General features: G+C 56.8%; 17 protein-coding genes. 7 read left to right on the top strand and 10 right to left on the bottom strand.

The window, feature by feature from the left end; all coding sequences use genetic code 11:
• Window positions 1-12: 12 nt before the first annotated feature.
• Window positions 13-915, top strand: a complete 903-nt coding sequence (locus FBAL_RS19630) for an alpha/beta hydrolase family protein (RefSeq protein WP_483459038.1) — start codon at window positions 13-15, stop codon at window positions 913-915.
• Between the two features lie 112 nt (window positions 916-1,027).
• Here the strand turns inward: FBAL_RS19630 and FBAL_RS11475 are convergent, their stop codons facing one another.
• Window positions 1,028-2,833, bottom strand: a complete 1,806-nt coding sequence (locus FBAL_RS11475) for a hypothetical protein (RefSeq protein ID WP_041251281.1) — start codon at window positions 2,831-2,833, stop codon at window positions 1,028-1,030.
• Window positions 2,834-3,365: 532 nt separating this feature from the next.
• Between FBAL_RS11475 and FBAL_RS11470 the strand changes: the two genes are divergently transcribed.
• From FBAL_RS11470 to FBAL_RS19960, 3 genes are all read left to right on the top strand, one after another.
• A complete protein-coding gene (locus FBAL_RS11470; protein ID WP_013345764.1) occupies window positions 3,366-3,920 on the top strand; it encodes a hypothetical protein in 555 nt (184 codons plus the stop codon).
• Window positions 3,921-4,055: 135 nt separating this feature from the next.
• Window positions 4,056-4,391, top strand: coding sequence for a hypothetical protein (locus tag FBAL_RS20275; RefSeq protein WP_148226749.1), 336 nt, complete (start codon window positions 4,056-4,058; stop codon window positions 4,389-4,391).
• 100 nt (window positions 4,392-4,491) lie between these two features.
• Window positions 4,492-5,400, top strand: coding sequence for a DUF4238 domain-containing protein (locus FBAL_RS19960; protein WP_013345763.1), 909 nt, complete (start codon window positions 4,492-4,494; stop codon window positions 5,398-5,400).
• 261 nt (window positions 5,401-5,661) lie between these two features.
• Here FBAL_RS19960 and FBAL_RS11465 read toward each other — a convergent pair whose 3' ends face one another.
• Genes FBAL_RS11465 through FBAL_RS11455 form a run of 3 tightly spaced genes read right to left on the bottom strand, consistent with a single transcriptional unit; the run spans window position 5,662 to window position 7,886 of the window.
• Window positions 5,662-6,828: a glutathionylspermidine synthase family protein gene (locus tag FBAL_RS11465; protein WP_013345762.1), complete on the bottom strand. Its 1,167-nt coding sequence runs from the start codon at window positions 6,826-6,828 to the stop codon at window positions 5,662-5,664.
• Window positions 6,829-7,464 carry a DUF1190 domain-containing protein gene (locus FBAL_RS11460; RefSeq protein WP_013345761.1) on the bottom strand — a complete coding sequence of 212 codons (636 nt, stop codon included), beginning with the start codon at window positions 7,462-7,464 and terminating at the stop codon, window positions 6,829-6,831.
• 11 nt (window positions 7,465-7,475) lie between these two features.
• Window positions 7,476-7,886 (bottom strand): DUF350 domain-containing protein, encoded by a 411-nt coding sequence (locus tag FBAL_RS11455; RefSeq protein WP_013345760.1) that lies wholly within the window; start codon window positions 7,884-7,886, stop codon window positions 7,476-7,478.
• A 335-nt stretch (window positions 7,887-8,221) separates the two neighbouring features.
• Here FBAL_RS11455 and FBAL_RS11450 point away from each other — a divergent pair, with 335 nt between their 5' ends.
• A complete protein-coding gene (locus tag FBAL_RS11450) occupies window positions 8,222-8,494 on the top strand; it encodes an RNA recognition motif domain-containing protein (RefSeq protein ID WP_013345759.1) in 273 nt (90 codons plus the stop codon).
• A gap of 188 nt (window positions 8,495-8,682) precedes the next feature.
• Window positions 8,683-11,547 (top strand): thrombospondin type 3 repeat-containing protein, encoded by a 2,865-nt coding sequence (locus tag FBAL_RS11445; protein WP_148226748.1) that lies wholly within the window; start codon window positions 8,683-8,685, stop codon window positions 11,545-11,547.
• 168 nt (window positions 11,548-11,715) lie between these two features.
• Here the strand turns inward: FBAL_RS11445 and FBAL_RS11440 are convergent, their stop codons facing one another.
• The 4 genes from FBAL_RS11440 to FBAL_RS11425 all read right to left on the bottom strand — a co-directional run bounded on the left by FBAL_RS11440 (window position 11,716) and on the right by FBAL_RS11425 (window position 17,944).
• The gene (locus FBAL_RS11440) at window positions 11,716-12,201 is read right to left on the bottom strand and encodes a VOC family protein (protein WP_013345757.1); all 486 of its coding nucleotides are present in this window, start codon (window positions 12,199-12,201) and stop codon (window positions 11,716-11,718) included.
• Window positions 12,202-12,439: 238 nt separating this feature from the next.
• Window positions 12,440-13,609 (bottom strand): beta-aspartyl-peptidase, encoded by a 1,170-nt coding sequence (gene iadA, locus FBAL_RS11435; RefSeq protein ID WP_013345756.1) that lies wholly within the window; start codon window positions 13,607-13,609, stop codon window positions 12,440-12,442.
• A complete protein-coding gene (gene yfcC, locus FBAL_RS11430) occupies window positions 13,606-15,066 on the bottom strand; it encodes a putative basic amino acid antiporter YfcC (RefSeq protein ID WP_041251278.1) in 1,461 nt (486 codons plus the stop codon). Before yfcC ends, iadA begins: the two co-directional genes overlap by 4 nt.
• A gap of 55 nt (window positions 15,067-15,121) precedes the next feature.
• The gene (locus tag FBAL_RS11425; protein WP_013345754.1) at window positions 15,122-17,944 is read right to left on the bottom strand and encodes a TonB-dependent receptor; all 2,823 of its coding nucleotides are present in this window, start codon (window positions 17,942-17,944) and stop codon (window positions 15,122-15,124) included.
• Window positions 17,945-18,340: 396 nt separating this feature from the next.
• On the opposite strand from FBAL_RS11425, the gene FBAL_RS19625 reads away from it, so the two are divergent.
• Window positions 18,341-20,035 carry a cyanophycinase gene (locus FBAL_RS19625; RefSeq protein ID WP_013345752.1) on the top strand — a complete coding sequence of 565 codons (1,695 nt, stop codon included), beginning with the start codon at window positions 18,341-18,343 and terminating at the stop codon, window positions 20,033-20,035.
• A 242-nt stretch (window positions 20,036-20,277) separates the two neighbouring features.
• Here the strand turns inward: FBAL_RS19625 and FBAL_RS11415 are convergent, their stop codons facing one another.
• Both FBAL_RS11415 and nth read right to left on the bottom strand, forming a co-directional pair.
• A complete protein-coding gene (locus FBAL_RS11415) occupies window positions 20,278-20,673 on the bottom strand; it encodes an ACT domain-containing protein (RefSeq protein WP_013345751.1) in 396 nt (131 codons plus the stop codon).
• 27 nt (window positions 20,674-20,700) lie between these two features.
• Window positions 20,701-21,342 carry an endonuclease III gene (nth, locus tag FBAL_RS11410; RefSeq protein WP_013345750.1) on the bottom strand — a complete coding sequence of 214 codons (642 nt, stop codon included), beginning with the start codon at window positions 21,340-21,342 and terminating at the stop codon, window positions 20,701-20,703.

Here is a 21,342-nt window from a genome sequence, read left to right as displayed (position 1 = left end):
GCCAATGATGGGGTGTCGACCACGGCAAGGAGCCCCAAGGTGTCACTTCACTCTCTCGCATTGGCCTGTCCCGATGGACAGCGGATCCAGGCCAGCCTGTTTGTTCCCGAAGCCGCGCCACGCGGCCACATCCTGATTGCGCCGGCGTTGGCGGTAACCCAAACCTTCTATCATCCTCTGGCGCGCTACCTCTGCCAGCATGGTTATCGGGTTTTAACCCTGGATTACCGTGGCGTTGGCGCGTCGGAACTGACCGTTCCGTCGCCTGCGGACGTCAGTCTGGTGCACTGGGCGGAACAGGATCTGGCGGTAGCGCTGGCGGCGCTGACCGAGACCGCCGGTGATGCCCCGGTGTACTGGATTGGCCACAGCTTTGGCGGCCAGGCGCTGGCGCTGGTACCGGGCCATGAGCGGGTGGACGGCGCCCTGACGGTGGCCAGCTCAGTGCCTTACTGGCGACACTACGGCAAGCGGGCGCTGCCGATGTGGGCGTTCTGGCACCTGTTGGCACCGGCACTGAGTCTGGGGGAGCGTTTCCCGGCCCGACGGCTGGGGTTGGGACGTCGTGATCTGCCCAGCGGCATTGTGCGCCAGTGGGCCCGCTGGGGGCGTCGGCGCGACTACCTGTTCTGCGCTTCCCATGGCTTGCCTTTGGACGCTTACCGCCAGTTTGACCGGCCGGTTCGCCACTATGGCTTTGCCGATGACCACTATGCGCCGCCCGCAGCGGTTGAGGATTTGGCCAGTCGCTATGGTTCAGGCCAATCGGAACTGCGGCTGGTGTCGGCGGACACCCTCAAGGCGTGGGGCGGAGTAGGGCACTTCAGCGGCTTTACTGAGCGTCATCGCGACACCCTGTGGCCCCAGTGGCTGGATTATCTGCAAAGCCTGCAGGCGGCGGGCAATCCGCGCTGATCCCGGCCACTAAGGTGTGAAGACGGTTGTGGGTCACTGCGCGGAATTACAGTGACCCACAATCGTTTGTCAGCCCCTTGAGGCCCGGGTGTGGGCAAGGCACTCAGGCCCGTCAGTCATCGTCATAGTCACAGGTGCTGACGACAGTGTGATTGAGGTTGTTCCAGGGCGGTGGCACCTGCTGGTTAAAGGCCGCCAGTTCAGAAGTGCCTGCGTGGATTTCGCGCAGCGCCGGCAGAGTCCGGTTGAGGTGATAACGTTGAACCGACTCCTGCTGGCCAATGGCGTTGAAATAGCGGGCCAATAGGGGCAGATAGTCTGCCCGGTCGATCAGCGACAGCACCGCGTCGGCCAGGACCGGTGCACCAGCCTGGCCCATCAGCCGGGACGCGCAGGGCCAATGGTTAAAGTGCTCAATCAACTGTGCCAGCTGCTCACGGTCCTGATCATTGCCAGCGGCCACCGCCGGGAAAAACTGCTTTTCACTGTGCACTTTATCGCCACCCGGTTGCGTGGCGACAAAGGCGAAGAAGAGGTGCCCGGCCTGAGTATGGCGCTCAAAATAGGTGGCCAACGCTGGCATCAGGGCATTGAGCTGCGTGAGGGACGCCAGACGCTCACCTTGATCCTCTGAGTCCCGGCAGGGGATATCCAGTTGGCCGCTGGGCACAGGCGTTCCCAACAGAGGCTCAGGCAGCTGCAGATCGAAGCCGATACGCTGGCAGAGTGCTGGTTGGGGCTCTGCCCCCTGACACAGGGAGCCAGGCGCAACAGAGGGAAGTGCAACCTGCCAGAGGGTTGCCCACTCGGGGTCACCCATGGACAGGGTCAGGATGCTGCTGGCGGGCGCTTGCCCATCGGTTTTGACATCAAGGAGGGTCAGCTGATCATGCCAAGGGCTCAACGATGCCCGCTCGTCTTTGGCGGTTTCCTGTTGAAGCTGGTACAGCGGTGACAGGAGTTCACCCTGCAACGACAGGCATTGTACGCAGCCGTCCTGCCAGCCCAGCCAGATCCGTTCGCCATCGTCGCTCAGTGTCGCGCTGGTCAGGCACTCAACAAAACGCTGCAGCTCATCGTTGTGGCAAGCACGCTGGTCGCCCCCGGCGATGGCGTCCAGCGCTTCCACCAGCTCATCGCAGTCATACTCATCCGCGATCTGGTTCGGCAACAGGGCGCGTACCGGTCGTGACCAGCGCATCTGCTGGCGGTGAAAGTCGATCAGCTGCAGCTCGAATTGGTACGCCGTCTCGCCATCAGTGCCTTGGATGGCGGTAAGCGACTCGGTGTCAGCGGTCAGGGCCAGGCCATGACGATGCTGAAAAAAGAACCTCTCGCGCACCGATATCGTCTCCGGTGCGGGTTTGCCGGTCAGCGGCAACAGGCTGACCTGACCACTCCGGGGGGCGTAACGAACCAGGCCATGGGTGCGGAACGGATAGCCGGGTTTGCCGCTGCGCTGGTAGAAGGCAAAGTCGCCGTTCTCCAGCGCGACCATGCTGCCACCAACAAAATCGAACTCACAGGGCGGATACTGGGTGACCTGAAGAGCAACCAGATCGATCCGGAACAGGCGACGTTGGCTTAATCGCTCCCCCTGTTCGCGGGCCATCAGCCACAGGTTCGACCCTTGCAGGCTGGCATCTTTAAAGGGCATCAAATTCAACGCCAGCACCGGCTCTATCGCTACCTTTATGCCGGGCCGGAATGGCCAGAGGTAGAGGTTGCCTCGCTCATCCAGCGCGACGATGCGGTCGTCACTGAGCCAGGACAGCAACACCACATCGTGTTCGCTACCGGCCAGTTCGAACTGGCTTAACAATGCAGTGGGTGTTTGGGACTCGTCATGAACCTGCACTTGGTTAAGGCCGCCACCGTAAAACAGCCGGTGTGTGCGTAGCGTGTGAGTATTCAACATCTGTCCTTATGGTGTGGGTGCCGCGAGAGCCATCGATGGGTATTCACTGTGGTCGTCAGGTTAACCCGTCAAATTGAAATCGGACGGATGCACCAATACAACAGCTCAATAATGTGATGCGATTGGTGAGTGGGGTTCACTGAGGGGCGGGGCTGTTATTAGGAGAAAGGGGCAGAGTGGGCAGAAGCTGGCTGGTGATGGTGGGGGCGAGTGGGTAGGATGAACTGCCCTTCAAGGTGCGGGAAAATAACCAAACCTCTCTGAAGCTGATCCGGCCGGGGCTTATCTTTGTTGGACTTGACGTGGGGCTGGTTTGGCGCCAGTAGCGGTCGTTCGTTAGGACAGGCGCACCTTCACCGGATAGATTCTCTGTTTCACCCATAGGACAGTCTCAAACGACACCTAAGATATTGATTCAACGAGGATCGCTTGATAAGTTTGGCGAACTTTCGCCGGAGTTATTGCGCCTCCCAAGGTGCTTGTAGGCGCAATAAGCACACTGTTAGGCTTTTTTAAACTTTTGAGGTAGTAAATGAACGTAGAGCGTTCAGAGCTTTGTGCTCTTTATTTGGGTCTAAAATCAGATACTCAACAATGTGCAAAGAACCTTTCTGATACACACACAGGTTTTTGGGATCGAACATATGCTAAAACGGTGTTCTCAATGGTAGAGGGAGTGACATTCCGTATCCGACAGTATCTGATTGCTGGTGTTGAGGGTGAGATGTTTACTCTGGACTATCCCACATTAAGCTTTTTAAGTGAGTCAACTTATAAGCTAGATTCAAAAGGAAGGTTGAAGCAAAAAGAAGAATTTCTGTCATTCTTACCTGGTTTTAAGTTTACCTTCGAGACGTTAGGTAAGTGCGTAGGGATGGAAGAGTTTGTTGCATCAGCATTTTCACATAACGGTTTTAATGAGTTTAGAAAAAGCGTTGCCATTCGGAACCGACTTACACACCCTAAAGATTGCCGTGAAATGATGGTAAGTGGAAATGAGATCGAGCAAATTAAAATTGCTGAAGAGTGGTTTCATTCATTGTGCTTGCCACTAATAGAGCAGGCATTCAAGCTTGAAAAAGCCTAACAATCGCTTTAAGAGGGACAGCCAACGCGTGGCATTTTTACTATGCGTTGGTTATCGTGTTTACGGCGTTACGCGGGAAGTTGGTAGTGGCGTTGTCTGCCCCTTAAGCGGGCGTTATGCAATAAAGGAGAAAAAATGATACCCGCAGCAGCAATCGTCGTTATAGCATGGCTGGTTTCTTTAGCTTCTATCTACACCGACTTGGCAAGCATCACAGATCAAATATCTCTTTTTGGTAGGTCTGGAGCAGTTCTTACCCTTTGTGGTGTAGTTCTTGAGTACAAAATATCTACCAAAGGTCAGCAAGAAACCTCATATAAGCCGGGCGGTCCAGTTTCTCTCGGAGATGTTGGCAAGGCCACACTCCTTACAGACAGAGAGAAAAATCTACAGTATTTTGCACATATCACTGTAATCCTAGGTACTTTAATCTGGGGTTTTGGCGATCTAATTTCGTTAGTAAATGCATAACAAGGCCATCAAAAAACGCCCGCAAAAAACGCGGGCTGGACGCTCACTTCGTTCGCGCCTTTTATAGTGGCGTTATGCGATTTATTGGAGAAACTAGCTAGTGGCAAAGAAAAAACCTCTATCCCATTATGTTCCCAAATTTAGCAACAAGTATTGGGCTGACGACTCTAACTTCATGTCTTACTTTTGGTGTGAGTACTCTACGTCCGTTAAAAAAGGAACAAAAGGAAAAAAACAATGGGGTCGAAAGCGAGGTTTGTATACTTGGGCAGTTGAACATGCCTTGGATAAAGAGCTAGAAACTAAAGTTGCGCCGCTCTATGAAAAGCTCATTACTTACAATGAACTAAGTAAAGATGACAGATTTTTGTGGGCGCAATTCATACTGTCTCAGTTGGTAAGAACGCCTAGTTACATGGAATATGAAAAGAAAGCGGTTGAATTGACTGGGGTTGAGTCTCAGCCAATGTGTGATCGAGTCGGCTGTCAAGAATGCCTTGATTTAAATTACGTGGCGAATAGAAATTGGCTGTTGTTGGAAACTCATGCCGAAGACTACCTTGTACGGACTGACAATCCCGTTTTACAAACTGGCTTTATTGAGCTTCCGGGTAGCTATCTTATTTACCCCTTGACGCCTCATTTATGCTTCGTAGCTACCCCAATGAGTGATAGTTGGAATCCATTTGAGCATAATAACAATCCAATAATGGGCTATCAAATGCCTAAGGGGTGGGCTCATATGGTTAATTTTTATTTAGCAAAATCTGCTTATCGTTCGTTGGTATTAAGTCCTGAACATGCTGGTGTTGTATCAGATACTATGTTCACAGATATATTGGGTTCATATACTCAGCCTCCTTTTTCGCTGCATGTTGTTGAAAACGAACTAGCTACCTCAGCACTTGAAAGTATAAGGCTAATTATGTCTATCGCTGATGACTTTGATTATCCAGCATGGGAAATTGAAAGGCTAACCCCTGACTATCCTGATAACACAATCGCATAACAATAAATTTAAGCAGATTCGTAACGCTTGGCATTTTTAGTTTGAATCGGCTTAAGTGTTTACGGCACAATGGTTTAGTTGGGTGGTAGCGTTACTCACTACTTAATTTGGCGTTACCGCCAAGCCTCTGAACGGCTGGTGTGGGGCGTTTGGCGTCATTCTGACCCAAAGCAAACAACAAGAAGCGATCAAACAACATAGCCAGCAAACTCCTGCCCCGTTACGCCCTCTGGCGGACGGAACGGGGCAGGGTTGGGAGGCTCAGGGCAGGATGATGTGGGGGATAAAGCGGGACAGGTCCTGAGTGATGCGACTGTGGTCTTCCCGTACGGAGATGCCGCAGGCCTGGTCGCCCACCAGCCAGGAGCCGATAAGCGCGTGGTCCTCGCCGAACTTGGGCAGGGCATGGTAGGCCTGATAGATCACACCCTCTTCGCCATAGGCGCCTTCGGAGCTCTCCACCACCTTGCCGTTATCGAGGATCTCGATATTGGCCCCCTCGCGGGAGTAGATCGGCTTCTTCACCAACTGGCTTTCGTTGCACTTATCCAGGTGGTCCGGGAAGTAGGCCGGCAGCAGGTTGGGGTGGTTCGGATGGTTATGCCACAGCACCGGCAGAATCGCCTTATTGGAGAGAATCGATTTCCAGGCCGGCTCCAGCCAGCGCACATTGGCTTTTTGCAGGTACTCGCCAAACTCTTCGCGCAGCATAAATTCCCACGGATAGAGCTTAAAGCAGGCCCGGATCACCTCACCGTCCGCATCGACAAACTGCTTATGTTTGGAGAGACCGATCTGCTCGATGGCGGTATAGAGGGTGCTGAAGCCCGCTTCCTCGGCGCAGTCCGCCAGGTACTGCACGGTGCCGCGGTCTTCGTCGCTCTCTTCACAACTGGCGAAGTGCAACGGCACCGGCGGCCACTGCTGTTTCAGCTCGGCAAAGCGGGCGATCAGCGCTTCCTGCACCCCGTTAAACTGGTCGGTGCCCGGTTGCAGGGTGCCGTCCTTAATGCGGTCCTCCAGCCAGAGCCATTGGAAGAAGGCGCTCTCGTACAGGCTGGTGGGGGTGTCGGCATTGTTTTCCAGCAACTTGGCCGGGCCGTTGCCGTCGTAGGCCAGGTCCATCCGGGCGTAGAGGTGTGGCTCGCGCATGCGCCAGGAGCTGCGCACCAGATCCCAATGGGCTTCCGGAATGGCAAAGCGGCGCAGCAGGTTTTCGTTGTTGACCACCTGATCCACCACCTCCAGGCACATCTGGTTCAGCTCCTCGGTGGGGGCCTCCAGATCCCGCTCAATCTGCTCCAGCGTGAACGCGTAGTAGCGGGTTTCATCCCAGTAGGGCTCGCCGTGCATGGTATGGAAGTGGAACCCATACTCACGGGCCTGCTCCTGCCAATGGGGGCGGGGCGATACGGTTAAACGCTGCATTTAGCCTCCGAAACTGCGGCTGGAGGAGCGACTGCCGGTGGCGCGGTTGGTTTGCGCTTTCTGCTTAGCCATGCGGCCAAAGCCCCCGGCCTGAGTCACCCGGGTCGGGGTGCTGGGCTTCTGGAACGCGCTGGGGGCCGGACGAACGGTGCGGTCGCCCCGGTTGCCCACCACATCGCCGTTGGCGGTCACCAGCTTGTCGCGCAGCGGTGAGGTGCGGGAGCTGGAGCTGTACACCGGAGCCTGGCGCACGCTGCGTCCGCCCATCAGGTTACCCATCATGTAGCCCATCATCATCGGCATAAACCAGCTGCCGCCGCTGGCGTTACCCTGGCTGCCTTCCGGTGCGCTTTCGCAGTTGCCGGGGCCAAACTCCATTTCGCATTGCTGCTGGTCGGTAAAGCGCGGCGCGCTGGCGAGGTGGTCCATCTGGGCGGAGCCAAACACCTGCTGGCACAGTTCGCCCTGATCCGGGTAGACCTGCATGCACTCGTCGGCATTTCGGTAGATCTGGGCTTCTTCGCGGGGCGCCGGGCTGCATCCGGACAGCACCAGCGAGATGGAAACCGCGACCGTGGTGGCGGTGGGCAGGGTTTTGCGGAAGCGGGTGAGCCGGACATTCTGACTGCGTTTCATCGACGGCCTCATTAGTAGCTCATGCAGGCCGCATTCAGCAGGCCCACACTGATGTTCACACTGGCCAGCACGACGGCACCGGCCACCTGGTTGTTCTCGATTTTACTGACGATGTTGGGCATCAATACGAAGCGCACCACAACAAAGGCCAACAACTGCGCCGCCATGGCGATGGCCGCCCAGATCAGGAAGTCGCTGTAGGCGACGGAGTGTTTGGCGGCGGACGCCAGCGCCAGGGTGAAACCCATTAGGGCACCACCGATGCTGATGGCGGCGGCGGTATTGAAGTCCTGCTTCACCAGCTGCCACTCGTCGAACGGGGTCAACAGGGCATACAGCACCTTAAACAGCACCATCGCTGCCAGGCCTGTGCCGAAATAGAGCAGAAAGGGGGTTAAACCGGAGAGGGAGTCAGAGATCATGGTGGCAACCAGCGGTTAGAGGGTGGGGGAAAGTTATCGCTTATGGCGCGGCAAAAGGCAAGGTCAGCCCCCGGTTTGGGGCAAGTTAAAACGTTTGATAAACAAAAAGATTGCAGAGATTTCTTTGACCTGTCATGCAGCTGCGCTTAACTTTACATTGCCTATTAAAACGCCAGAGTGTTTGGGTGGCTGTGACGACGGTCCGCTGGGCGCGGTCGAATCACTCATTGCTGTGACGGGGTATGCGCCGGCGCGTCGCCGGCCGTTGCGGGCCGGTGGGACTTGGCCGAACCGCAGCGAGAGCACGACAAGTCCTCAGTGTCAGAGAAGCAATCGTGAACATCTACATCGGTAATTTGTCCTATTCCGTCACCTCAGAAGACCTGCAGGCGGCCTTTGCTGCCCACGGTGAAGTGCTGAGCGCCAACGTCATCATGGACCGGGAGACCGGTCGTTCCAAAGGGTTCGGCTTTGTCGAAATGCCCAATTCAGATGAGGGCCTCAAGGCCATCCAAGCGTTGAATGAGCAGCCGTTGAGCGGCCGCAACATTCGTGTCAACGAAGCCAAACCCCGGGAACCGCGCCCGCCGCGTCGCTCGCGTTACTGAGCGACCACTAAGACCGTCACAGGGGGCCATTGGCCCCCTTTGTTGTTTGGGATGGTGGCTACCGGTTGATAGATCTGAGCTGATTGTTTTTTGTGCGCCCCGGGCGACATGGAAAACCAATATTTGACGGGTTCACAGTACAGCTCATGTTTCCGAGCAGGAAAGCTGAGCATATATCACTGAGTGAGATGGATACCAATATTGCTCTAACCCCAAATGTTTTGATTTTGGTCGTTGCAAAAATGTATTCTCTGGGTGAATCAAAAGTTGTGTGTTTCAAGGATGAAATAATGAAGTATTTGATCGTTTCACTCGTAGTGTTTCTTGCTGCTTGCGGTGGAGGCAATGGCGAATCTGATAGTGACCCACTTAACCAGTATTTCTCGGTAGAAGGGGATTTCAGTGGCTCAGACGTCCGGGCGTCGATCACCCCGGAAAGCGTTGGCACAGCATTAAATTCGCTGTTCTGGGTGGCTCCCGAACTCGGACCTGGATACAGCGAACATGGAAGCGGAACCGATGCTCTCTGTATTGACGGTGGTAATGTTTCCATCACCAGTGGAAGTAATGGTAACGAGAAAAACTTGTTGTTTAAACAGTGTCAGGACGGGGCGATTACGATTAGTGGTTCCGCAACTTTCCGTGCGCATAGCTTTGATGAGTATGGACGGGCTTCTGATGCGACGACCATTTATCAAGACGTGGAAGCCAACATTAATGGCGAGAGCTATATTTTACGTGGTACAGCGCGGAGTATGTCATTAGACGATAGCTGTCCAGTGACTCAAACAACCTTTAATATGTTATTCACTGGTCAGAATCAGGTCTGGTTCGATAACTTTGTGTTTAAACGAACTGGTGATAGCAGATTACTTTGTGGCAGCGGGAATGGAATTGTCGTCTATGGCGACCTTGTTGATAGTCAACATGGGCGTTTCAAGTTTTCCACTACGGAAATGTTTACACTTAAATCAATGGTCCCATTATATGATGCTGGCGATGTTGGTTTATTGAAAATACAGGGGGCAGATAACCAAGCTGCCTATTGGGGCGTTGATACTTATCCGGTAAAGTTTGAACACATTTATACGACGGATAGCCGCTACTATATTGATATTAATGGGGAGTATCAATACCAGTTTCGGTTAGAAGGTAGCACTCCTTCGATGTTAACTAAACTGGTTGATAGTGACGGTGACGGCCTGACCGACGGCTGGGAGTTGCATTATGGACTGAACCCATATGACGATAGTGACGCGTTATCTGATCTTGATGGAGATGGAATCAGTAACCTGGATGAGTTTCTTTATCTCGGTGATCCTCTTGATCCTAACATTGAAATTTTAAAATCTGACATCTCAGTTTCGCTGTCGAGCCAGCCAGTAAACTATGGCAAATCGATAGATGTTGATGTTAAATTTGAAAATCACCAACCGAACGGTGAATTACTCGACATTAATACCACTTATGCGGTCACGTCGGGATTCTATTTTGATTCACGATATTTTCCATCAAATTGCCAGCTCGTATCCGAACAGCAATTAGACTGCACAATGAATATGACTTCGGACTCAATAGATTCTTATGTCCGAGTTTTTACCAATGACCAAGAACTCGGTCAACTCGAAGGTGGGCTAACCGTCACTTTGGATTGGCATGGAACCGACGTTAATCTCGATAATAATTCGGACACAGTTGAACTGGTTCGTTTAGCATACAACCCGATATTCTCAGCACGTGTTAGAGAAGGAAGCTTAGAATCCCTAATTCTATATAAAGGCGATCAGGCCACATTTTCAGTTTCGATCAGTCAGGATTTTGAAAGTGGATCTCTGGGTAGCGTATATATGCAGCCTAAGCTTCCGAGTAATCTTGAACTTCTCAAGTTTGAGTGTTCGATTTCAGGCGATTGGGTTGATTGCGATGAGACTACTCAGGTTGAGGATGACTATCATGTTGGAATATACCGTCTGACGGTAAAGGCTATCGATGAAGGCAAAAGCCCGGCTCAGATGATAATGAAACATCGTAGTTTGGGAGACCATGAACTAGCAAGTATCGAGTATCCAGTTTGGGTTGGGAAAAGCTCTGAATATATCCAAAGCCAGGTAGAAGCGGCCAGTGCTGGCGATGTTATTCGAGTCAGCCCAGGGGTATATATTGGGTCACTGGACCTAAGTCAGAAACTGGTGCACTTGCAGGCAGAGCAAAGTGTAGACTTAGTCGGAATGCGTCGTTCTGATGGGCGGGTTTATCTTGGTAAGGGCGGTTCTATCAGCGGATTCAATATCGTCAATCTGCGACTGGATATTGTTGGGGAAGGTGGGAAAGTACACAGCAACACCTTTGATGGCAAGGAATTGCTATTGTATAGCGGGAACATTTACGTAAGTGCCAATGCGGAAATAACGGCCAATCGTTTTATGAGTCACAATATAACGAGTCGATGGAACAGTGTTTATCATGTTTGTTCAGCTGTGGAAATTGATGGGCGTGATCAAGAACAGGGCCCTTCTGTGATTCTACAGAATAACCTACTTAAGGGTCCTATCATGGATCAGCCAGAGGAGTACACCCCTTGTAGTGCGGTTTCGATTGGCGTAAAGGCAAGTTTAAATGCTTCTCACAATACCGTGCTGGGTTTTTATAAATGGCTTAGTCTTTCTTTGTATCCCAGCTTGGACAACCTGTTTGATGTGTCGTTAACAAATAATGTTTGGGCTTATGGTTGGCATGGTGTATACAATAATGACGAGCCTGAAGAAGTGTATCCGATGTCAGGTTCCAGGTTTGTACTTGAAAACAACGTTTGGTTGAACAGTCGTGAAGACTTTGTTGGCCTGGATGGATACGTAGAGCTTTATAACAATCAAAGCACAGACCCTTTGGTTGAGAAAAACGGCGTTCCCAATTCGGATTCTGTGCTGATAGATACAGCTCTGGCAAGTGGCCTAGAGTACGACATTGAAGGGACGCTGCGGCCACAAGATGGCGATGGCGATGGAAGTGCCATTGCGGACATCGGCGCATTTGAAAGGGCGCCTGAGCAATAGTGGCGAGGCCATTGAGGCAAAGGTGTCGATAGAAGGGTATTACGGAATGCGGTTGGTCGTGCAGGTTGACCTGGCTTGATGCGGCGTCAAAGCTGACATGCATACTCCCAAACGTCCACACGTCGAACAAAAAAGCCAGCGGCAGACCGCTGGCTTTTCTTTTGGGGCTTACTCGTATTCGGACGCGTAGGTTTCGGCATACGAGTGGGAGTACAGCTCGAACAGGTTGCCAAAGGGGTCTTCCAGATAGACCATCTTGGCCGGTTTGCTGTCGTCTTCCGGGTGGTAACGCATCACGTCCATGCGCTGTTTGCCGCCGTATTGCAGGGTCTTTTCGATCACACCCTCGAAATCGTCGGTTTCCAGGCTGAAGTGGAAGATGCCGATACGGGAGAAGTCGACCTCATGACGCTCCTGGCGGTTCTTCATTTCGAACAGCTCGACACCGATGCCATCGCTGGTCAGCAGGTGGGCGATGTTAAAGCCCTCAAAGCCTTCACCGAACACGGCGATGCACATGCGACCGATGGCGGTTTTGCGCTCTTCCAGCACTTCACTCTTGCCCATCACCACTTTGAGGCCCAGTGCCTGCGTGTAAAACTCGATGGCCTGGTCCATATCGCCAACCATGATACCTACGTGACTCATCTTCATAATCTTGCTCCCGCTTCACTTGGGTTGTGGATTCGTAATGGGTAACCAGCGTCTGAGGGATGGCCAGTGACCCGTTGTCGATGTGAGGCAGTATAGGGAGCACCATGAATCATTAGAAATTATCAAACATGATTTTGATGATAATGATTGGTAATGGTATGGCGTCACAATGACGTCGCAAAACCCGGCTGCCCACCCCGGAGGAGGGTAACCGGCAGGCCAGCCCAGCGACGCCGGTTCAGAACGGTTCGTGCACCAGAGCGTCGCTGTCCCGCACCATGGCTCGTCCGCCACACCACAAGTCGCGGACGGCCAACGAGGTCTGGTCCAACAGCAGCAGGTCAGCCCGCTGTCCCGGCGCCAGACGCCCCCTGTCGGTCAGGCCCAGCACCTGTGCCGGATTGCGGGTCACACACGCCAGCACCCGCTCGGTGGGCAAGCCATATTGTTGAATCGCCTCGACCACGCTGTGATGCAGGCTGCTGACCCTACCCACCTGCAGGCCATTACACCGGCCTTGTTCATCAAAGCTGGGCAGGCTGGCGTTGCCGTCAGAGCTGAAAGTGATGCGTTGCGGGTCAGCCCCGGCCTGGAGCAGGCGGGCCAACGCTTCGGCAGCACCGACCTCGCCCTGTTGCAACAGCTCCGGCGTCGTGCTGGTGGTGATGTCGACCCAGCCCCCTTGTCGGGCATACCACTGGGCGGCCTCGAACACTCCGGTCGTGCGGTTGACATGAGTGGGGTAGAACTGGTGCAGGGGTAACTGGCTGTCACTGACGTGCTGGTGCAGCCACCGCAGTCCGTTGGGATCGTCCCCCAGATGGAGCAGGACCACGCCGGACTTTCCGGACAGCATGCCGCCATTGCGGGCCTGGCTGGCGAGCCGAATCAGTTCATGGGGGGAGGGGTGGCTGCTGCGGTGGTCGGCAATCGCCACCTCACCCACACCGATGCAGGGGTCCAGCAACAGGATGTCGTCGGTGATGTCGGTTAACAGGGTTTTGACCGGAACCTGGTAGCCGCCGGTGTAGATAAAGCAGCCCAGACCAAGATGGCGCAGGGCGTAACACTTGGCCAGCAGATCCGGCAGGGTGCGGCTGGTGGCGTCGGTGCCCAGTGCGCCAACCACGGTGCTGACTCCGGCCAGAGTGGCTTCGGTCAGTGACATCGCGGGGGTGCGGGTGTGGAATCCCCCTTCACCGCCGCCACCGGTGATGTGCACCAGTGGATCGATAAAGCCCGGGCAGGCCATCGCGTCGCTGCCATCGACCTCCACCACCGGCATTGAGGTGGTCAGCTCAAGGCGAGGCGCCATCGCCAGGATCTGCCCCCCGGCCAGGGCGATGTCCCGGCGCCCCAGAGGCTCGGGGCTATAGACATCGGCGTGTCGGATTACCGTAATCATCATTGATATCCCATCCAGGTGGCCACGATGACTGCGAGGGTGGCCAGTGCCATCACTGCGGCCATAAAAGGCCCGATAAAGCGAAGCCAGTTCCCCCAGCTGGTGCGGGCCACCGCCAGACAGCCCACCAGCGAGGCGGAGGTGGGCACCAGCACATTGGTCAGGCCGTCGCCCAGCTGAAACGCCAGCACCGCCACCTGACGGGAGAGTCCCAACAGGTCGGCCAGGGGCGCCATCAGCGGCATGGTCAGTGCTGCCTGGCCTGAACCTGAGGAGACGACAAGGTTCAGTCCCGACTGAAACCAGAACATGCTGGCGGCGGAGGCGGTTTGCCCCATGCCATCCAGCGTCCGGGCCGAGTGGTGAAGCAGGGTGTTGAGCACCGAGGGTTGGCTCGGGTCATCGCCGCCTAACAGCAGCACCACGCCTTTGGCCAGCGCGACGACGATCACCGCCGGCACCAGGGCCGCGGCGCCGTCGCTGAAGTGTTGGGAGAGCTGGTTCAGGTTTGAAAACTGGCCGAACGTCCGGCCCAGAAGGCCTATCACCAGCGCCAGGGTAAAGAACTGCGCCGCGATTTGGGGCAGGTAGTAGCCCTGGGTCATGACGCCCCAACCAATCCAAATGACGCCCGCGCACAACAGCAACAGGACCGCCTTGTCCAGCCCGGCCAGCCGGGGGGCCGAGTCGTCAGTGTGGTCGCTGTGCCGGCGCCAGTGACCGTCGCTGGCGTAGCTCAGGGAGCGCTCCGGCTGAAGGCGAATCCCCCGGCCGTAGTGCCAGACAAACACCATGCCCAACAGAGTGAAGCCGGCCCAAAGCGCCAGACGGTAAGACGCCCCGCTAAGCAGCGGCAGCCCGGCGATCCCCTGCGCGATGGCGACACTGAAGGGGTTCATCCAACTGGTGGCAAACCCCAGTTGAGTGGCGAGGTAGCAGCAGGCCACGGCGCTGAGGCTGTCGTAGCCCATCCGCACCAATGCCGGCACCAGAATCAGGCAAAATGCGATCGCTTCTTCGCCCATGCCGAATACGGCGCCCCCCAGTGAAAACAGAAAGAACAGCAGTGGCAGCAGCAGGTCCTGGTGGGCAGATTGGCGGGCCATCAGGGCGGCGATGCCGCGGTCCAGGCTGCCGGTGCCGAGCACCACGCCAAAGGCGCCTCCAACCACCAGCAAAAACGCGGCGATACCAATGGTGCTGCCCCATTTGGTGCCCGCCACCAAGCCTTCAAACAACAGGTTCAGCAGTCCCATGCCACCCTCCTGGTTGAACAGGGCCGCAGGCTGGGCGGGTACCGCCTGGTAACTGTCTGCCATCAGTTGGCGTTGTCCTGCCACCTCCACCACATCAAAGGTGCCAGCGGGCACCCAAAAGGTGAGGCCCCAGGCCAGTACAGCCACCAGGCACAACAGTACGGTGGCATCCGGCATCACCGGACGCGGGTTATTGGCCATCATGATTTCCTAAAAATGACGGAGTCAGGTGGCCCCGCCAAAGCGGGGCCGACCGGACTCAGAAGCGATAGGTGTAGCTGGCGCGGTAGTAGCGACCGAGGATGTCGTGGTTGTAGACGTCGATGTTCTGGCTGCTGCCGTAGACGACGGGGGCTTCCCGGTCGAACAGGTTTTCGACGGTGAGGCGCAGGGTTTGGTGGTCGCCAACGTCGTAGCCCAGTTGCAGGTTGACCTTGGTCCAGGAGGGCACTTCGCGGTCAGCGGTGATGCCAAGGCGCGCCAGATCGAAGTCGCTCAGCGCGTCCAGATCATTGTCCTCGTACCCGCTGGTATAGAGTGCGGTGACGGAGCCAAACCACTGGTCCCGATCGAACCGAAGCGTGGTGGTAGCAAGCGTTTCGGGGTACTGGTAGGTGCCGGCCAGCTCCTCCTCACCGACGCTGGCGCTCTTCTGGCGTTTAAAGGAGAGCACGTGGGTGACGTCGGCCAGCAAGGTCCAGTCGATGCCGAGCCCGCTGAAGTAGTGGCGGTAGGTCAGGTCGATGCCGTCGGTTTTCTGCGTCCCCAGATTTTGCAACTGCAGGTGCACATCGCCATCCACCACCAGAGGTGACAGGGGAACCCCGTTTTCATCACAGCGCACCGGCACCCCTTGCGGGTTGCTGGCCGGTACCGAGTCGCAGTGCAGCAACTCCGGGTTGCTGAGCGCCTGTAGCAGGGTGAACTCCGGGTCCACGCTGACCAGCTGTTCGTGCTCAATGTTCCAGTAGTCCAGGGTCAGGGTGATGTCATCAGTGGGGCTGTAGGCCAGGCCAAGGTTATACGAATCCGCCTCTTCAGCTTCCAGGCTGTCGTTGCCAAACTCGATGGTGTCGATGGAGAAATCACTGGCGCCATCGCAGTCGGCGTAACCCATGGCCAGCTCCGGCTTGCACTCAACCACGGCGCTCGAAAGCTTCACATCGGCACCCACCTGGGCGAGGGACGGCGCCCGGAATGAGGAGGCCCAGGATCCCCGCAGGATCAAGCTGTCGAACGGCTGGTAGCGCAAGCCCACCTGAGGGTTGAAGACACCGTCAAAGTCACTGTAGTGGTCGTAACGACCGGCCAGTTGCATATCCAGCCCCTCTGCCAGAGGCACCTGCAGTTCACCGAACAGCGCCCAGGTGGTGCGGTCCGCTTCCACCCGGGTCGAACCAAAGCGAATGACTTCCGGCTGGAAGCCATTTTCAAAGGTGCCCTCGGCGAGCTCTGACGGGATGTCTTCGAGCTCCTCTCGGCGCACTTCGCCGCCAAACGCGGCGGAGATGGTGCCGCCGCGCCATTCAAACAGATCACCGGTCAGGCTGAAATCCGCGCTGTAGAGGCTGGATTTGCCATTGCGCGGCACCGGTTCGTAGATCAAATCCCAGGCGGCAGGGTCATTGACGCCATCGCCACGGGCGGCCCAGGCGTCGTAGGGGCTGATCAGGAAGCCTTCCCCCGGTTCGCAGATGCTGCCATCGCTGCAAAGGGCGCCATTGAGTGCCGCTTCCAGCTTGCTGCGGCTGGCAATGCCTGCGCTGCCCAGCTGTTCAGATTCGCTGCGTGATGCGGACAGCGCGGTTTCCCAGGCCCACTCACCCCAGTCGCCACGCAAGCCGGTGACAAAGCGCCAGGAGCGGGTTTCATTCTCCACCAGTCGGGTGTCCGGCAGGCGGCCATAGATCTGGAAACTGTCGTCGATGATCTCTCCGAATTCCGCCTCATAGAAGTCCACAAAGGCTTGCCCAATCGGATTGAGTGTGCCGTCCGGGTTGGTCAGCGAAGGGTGCAGGCTGTCCGGGTCCCGGGGGTCGAAGAAAGGCACCTCAATGCCGTTCAACGGCGCCGAGGTGGACTCTCCCTGTCCCTGGGTCTGGGAGAACATCAACTCATTAAACCACTGGGTACCGTTGTCGAAATCCATGTTGAACGTGGCGCCGGCGCCCCACTGCTCAAAGGCCGGTTCATAGGGGCGGTACTGATTGCTGTTGTAAGCGCAGTACTCATAGAAACGTTCCGCAGGGTGGGCGTCATCCCGATCATCGAAGCGGATGTCGTCGGGGCAGTTGGGGTCGACTTTGTCCTTGGCCAGATCGAAGAACAGAGTGTTGTAGCTGGCCCACGCATGCTGTTTGCTGGGGAAGAAGCTCTCGGCGGTTTGTTCCCGGTCACGCAGGTAGGTGGCGTTGCGGTCGTAGTAGTCGGCGAACAGGGTCAGGTTGCTGTTTTCAAAGCTCTTGCCCCACACCAGGTTGAAATTCTTCTTACTGTCATCGGAGCTCGCTTCCGAGTCCCCGTAGCTGAGGTTCAGCTCCAACCCCTGATAGTCGGTTTTCAGGATGTAGTTGATCACCCCGGCAACGGCGTCGGCGCCGTACAGCGCTGACGCGCCGGTTGGCAGGATTTCGATGCGCTCAATGGCCGCCAGCGGAATCGCGTTGATGTCGACGAAGTTCTCGGAGCCAAACGCGAAGGAGCTGACCGAGACCCGGCGCCCGTTGATCAGGGTGAGGGTGGATGAGGCCCCCAGCCCGCGCAGTGAACCCGCTGCCTGGCCTGCCGGTGAGCTGCCGGACAGGGCACCGGAGGCGGAGGTGGAGAACGTGCCGGTGCCGCCACGGGTCTGGCTCACTTCACGCAGCAATTCGGACACCGAGTTGGCCGATGAGCTCTTGATGTCGTCCGCGTCAATGGTGACCAGGGGTTGGGCTCCCTCCATGTCGATGCCCTTGATGCGGGAACCGGTCACCTGAATGCGCTCCACCTCTTCAACTTGGGATGCTTCGGCAGCAAAAACCTGGGCCACAGGCGAGAGTACAAAGCCAGCAGCCGCCAGCATCAGCAACGGATTTTTCATTATGTCTTCCTTGGTGTTCCGTGTACGGAATTCGTCAGAACCCACCGCTCACAGGGATCGGGTCTGGTCAGAATGAGGCTGGTTTGGAGGTGGCGTTTGACACCCCAAACGGACAAGCCAACGCACCGAATCGTTCGGATTCGGTGTTATCGACGTGCCAGTCTGGTGTTATTCGTCAAACCACTCGCTGAGGTAGAAACTCTCGAAGAAGTAGTTTGACAGTGACGCGGCGTTTTTGAGCATGACGTCCTGTCTTCCTTCCATTGGGATGGGTACCCTGAGTCAACTGAGGACCCGGATGATTTAAACAATTACTGCAATATTGACCGAAGTGTCAAGGGCGTGTTACCGCCTAGTAATAGAACCCATCATCCCTGATTGTGCTGGATAACAAAAATGAATAGGTATGCAAAACCGCTTGCGCTGTTGGCGTCGGCATTGTCCCTCGCTTACACCCCGTTTTCTGAGGCCAGTGAAACGCTGTTTTTGGTGGGGGGCGGCATGCAGAGTTGTGCCAGTCAGAACGTCAGGGCATGCGAGCGCAGCGGCTTGGATCCGCTGGCACTGAGGCAGGCGAAAACCACGCTGAAAGTGATGTTGAGCGCCGATGCCATCACCCGCGCCAGTGCGCCTGAGGTCTGGCCCGGTGCGCAGCAGGCGCGGCAGGCTGAGGCGCAGTTAAAGGCGTTGGCGCAAGCGCTGGGCTCAGACCCGGTATCGAAAGCGGATTTCACCGACGCTCTTCGGGAACGCCCGGAAGGGGAAGATTGGTATCAATCCTTGTCCGACCGCCAGTGGTTTCTGTTGATCGACCGACTTGAAGCGCCCCAGGTGGGGCGGGATGGTCAGCGCCTTAAAGAGCGAGTCTGGCTGGAGGCCAACCGTGATTCCCACACACCGGAATTGGTGGCGCGTTTCACTGAGCTGGCGGCGCGTGCCGGCGCTCACCGGGGCGGTGAGGGGTCGCCCACCATTGTGGTGATGACCAGCAGCGCACGGGACCCATTTGAAGCCCACGATTTTTACCTTGAGCTCTTTGCCAGTTCCGGCGCTCAGGTGACCTGGCTGCCGCTGGACGCCAGCGTGCAGTTGGCCCGCCACAACCATCAGTGTTCGCAACTGGAACGCTATCGACAGGAGGTGCAGGGCAACGCCGATCGGGCTCGGGTGTACCCCCGTCTGGCGGCGCAACAGCAGCAGCTGTGTTTGCAGCCAGAGCGTGGCCTTACCTTGCTGGAGCAGGCCGATGCGCTGTTTATCAATGGCGGCGACCAATGGCTCAGCTGGCAGGCCCTGCGCTTGCCCGATGGTCAGGACAGCGCGGAGCTGGCGCTGATCAAACGCCGTTTTGCCAAGGGGGAGTTGGTGGTGGGCGGCACCAGCGCGGGCACCGCCGTTCAGGGCAGCGGGGTGATGATCTCCAACGGCAGTAATGCGCGGGCATTGACCGATGGCCCCTTCGCCAAAGCCCCGCCGGAGCGGGATTGTGACGGCTCTGCCCGGTGTGATGGTTTGTATGGGGACAGCCTGACCTATGACGTTCGGGGCGGGTTGGGGTTGTTCTCCGCTGGCTTAACCGATACCCACTTTTCGGAGCGAGGTCGGCAGCTGCGACTGGCCAAACTGGCCAGACACACCGAAACGCCGCTGGCTGTCGGTGTTGATGAAAACACCGCACTGGTGGTGACCGGCCCGGACTGGGAGGTGGTCGGTGCGGCCGGAGTCTGGGTGTGGGAGAACCGCAGCGGATTCAGCCACTATCTGCAGCCCGGTGATCAGGCCCGCTGGCAGGACAACCGACTGACGGTGGCGCTGAAGACCCCGATCAGTGAACACCACGATGAGCAGCAGGATCCGCTGGTGCGGACGTTGGCGCTGGAGAGCGGCGACTTCCGTCAACTGGTTGATGAACTATGCCGAAGCAGTCAGCAGCAGGCATTGGGGTACGCGACAGTGGCGTCCCGACGCTTTGGTGCGGTGCTGACGGTGGGCGACGAGACGCAATTCGGCCGCGGCGCGAATGGACACTGCAGTTATCGGGGCTTGCTGTTGCAGGTCGGGGAAGCGGAAAACGCGACAAAAACCGAATAACGATTCATTGCGGATGGTGTCCTGGGGCACGGCGAGGTGCCCCTTTTGACCGTCTTATCGGCCCAGATCGGGTGAATAAATCGCCGGGTACCGGCTTCGGGCCCGGTATTTTTTGGGTTTCGGCTTAACGTGTCGGGAGTAAACCGCTTGAGTTTCACCCGGCATCACAGAGAAACCGGACGCAGACAGGTCCTAAACCGCCCTTATCCGATCAAGCGGAGCCAAATGACAGGGGCGTCGGTTCAGGCCAGATCGACCTGATGGCCTGACTGGCGCAGGGCGCTGGCGGCGTCACCACAGCGGTCGGCTTTGACCAGCAGGTAGTCGGTGTCGAAGGTGGAGAGGGCAAACAGCGAGATGCCGGCGTTGGCCAGTGTGGTGCTTAACCGGGCCATAATGCCGACCAGAGCGAAGTCCAGCGGCCCCACCACCTTAAAGGCCCGCCATGGGCCCTCCTGACGAGGGCTGTCGATGACGACGGATTCCGGCAGCAGCAGCGACAGTTCGTCGTCGGTGACGGTCAGGCTCAAAAGCTGGCCGCCGCTCAGCCAATGTGGCGCAATCGGCGTGTCCGGCGGCAGTTGGTGCAGGGTATAGCGCTCACTGAGCAGCGTCAGGGTGAGGGTGGTTTGTTGCATGGTGGGCCTCCTTGCCAGCAACCATGGTTATTCGTCGGGATAGACCTTGTCTTTGAATTCGCACAGGTCTTCGATCAGGCAGGAACCGCAGCGGGGTTTGCGGGCCAGGCAGGTGTAGCGGCCATGCAGGATCAACCAGTGATGCACGTCCACCTTAAACTCCGCAGGCACCACCTTCAGCAGCTTCTGCTCGACCTCATCGACGTTTTTGCCCGGGGCAAACTTGGTGCGGTTGGACACCCGGAAGATGTGGGTATCCACCGCAATGGTGGGCCAGCCAAACGCGGTGTTCAGCACCACATTGGCGGTTTTGCGGCCCACACCGGGCAGCTTCTCCAGCGCGGCGCGGTCTTCAGGCACCTCGCCGCCGTGCTGTTCCACCAGAATGCGGGCCGCTTTAATCACGTTCTCCGCTTTGGTGTTATACAGGCCGATGGTCTTGATGTAGGACTTCACGCCTTCGGCACCGAGGTCCAGCATCGCTTGCGGGGTGTTGGCCACCGGGAACAGCTTGCGGGTCGCCTTATTGACGGAGACGTCGGTGGCCTGGGCGGACAACGCTACCGCCACCAGCAACTCGTAAGGGTTGCTGAACTCCAGCTCGGTTTCCGGCTTGGGGTTGTTGGCGCGCAGTCGCTCCAGGATCAGGCGGCGTTTGTCCTTATTCAT

Source organism: Ferrimonas balearica DSM 9799, from assembly GCF_000148645.1.
Taxonomy (GTDB): domain Bacteria; phylum Pseudomonadota; class Gammaproteobacteria; order Enterobacterales; family Shewanellaceae; genus Ferrimonas; species Ferrimonas balearica.
The sequence above is the reverse complement of the archived record's forward strand: the minus strand, read 5'-3'. Positions and strand labels throughout refer to the sequence as shown.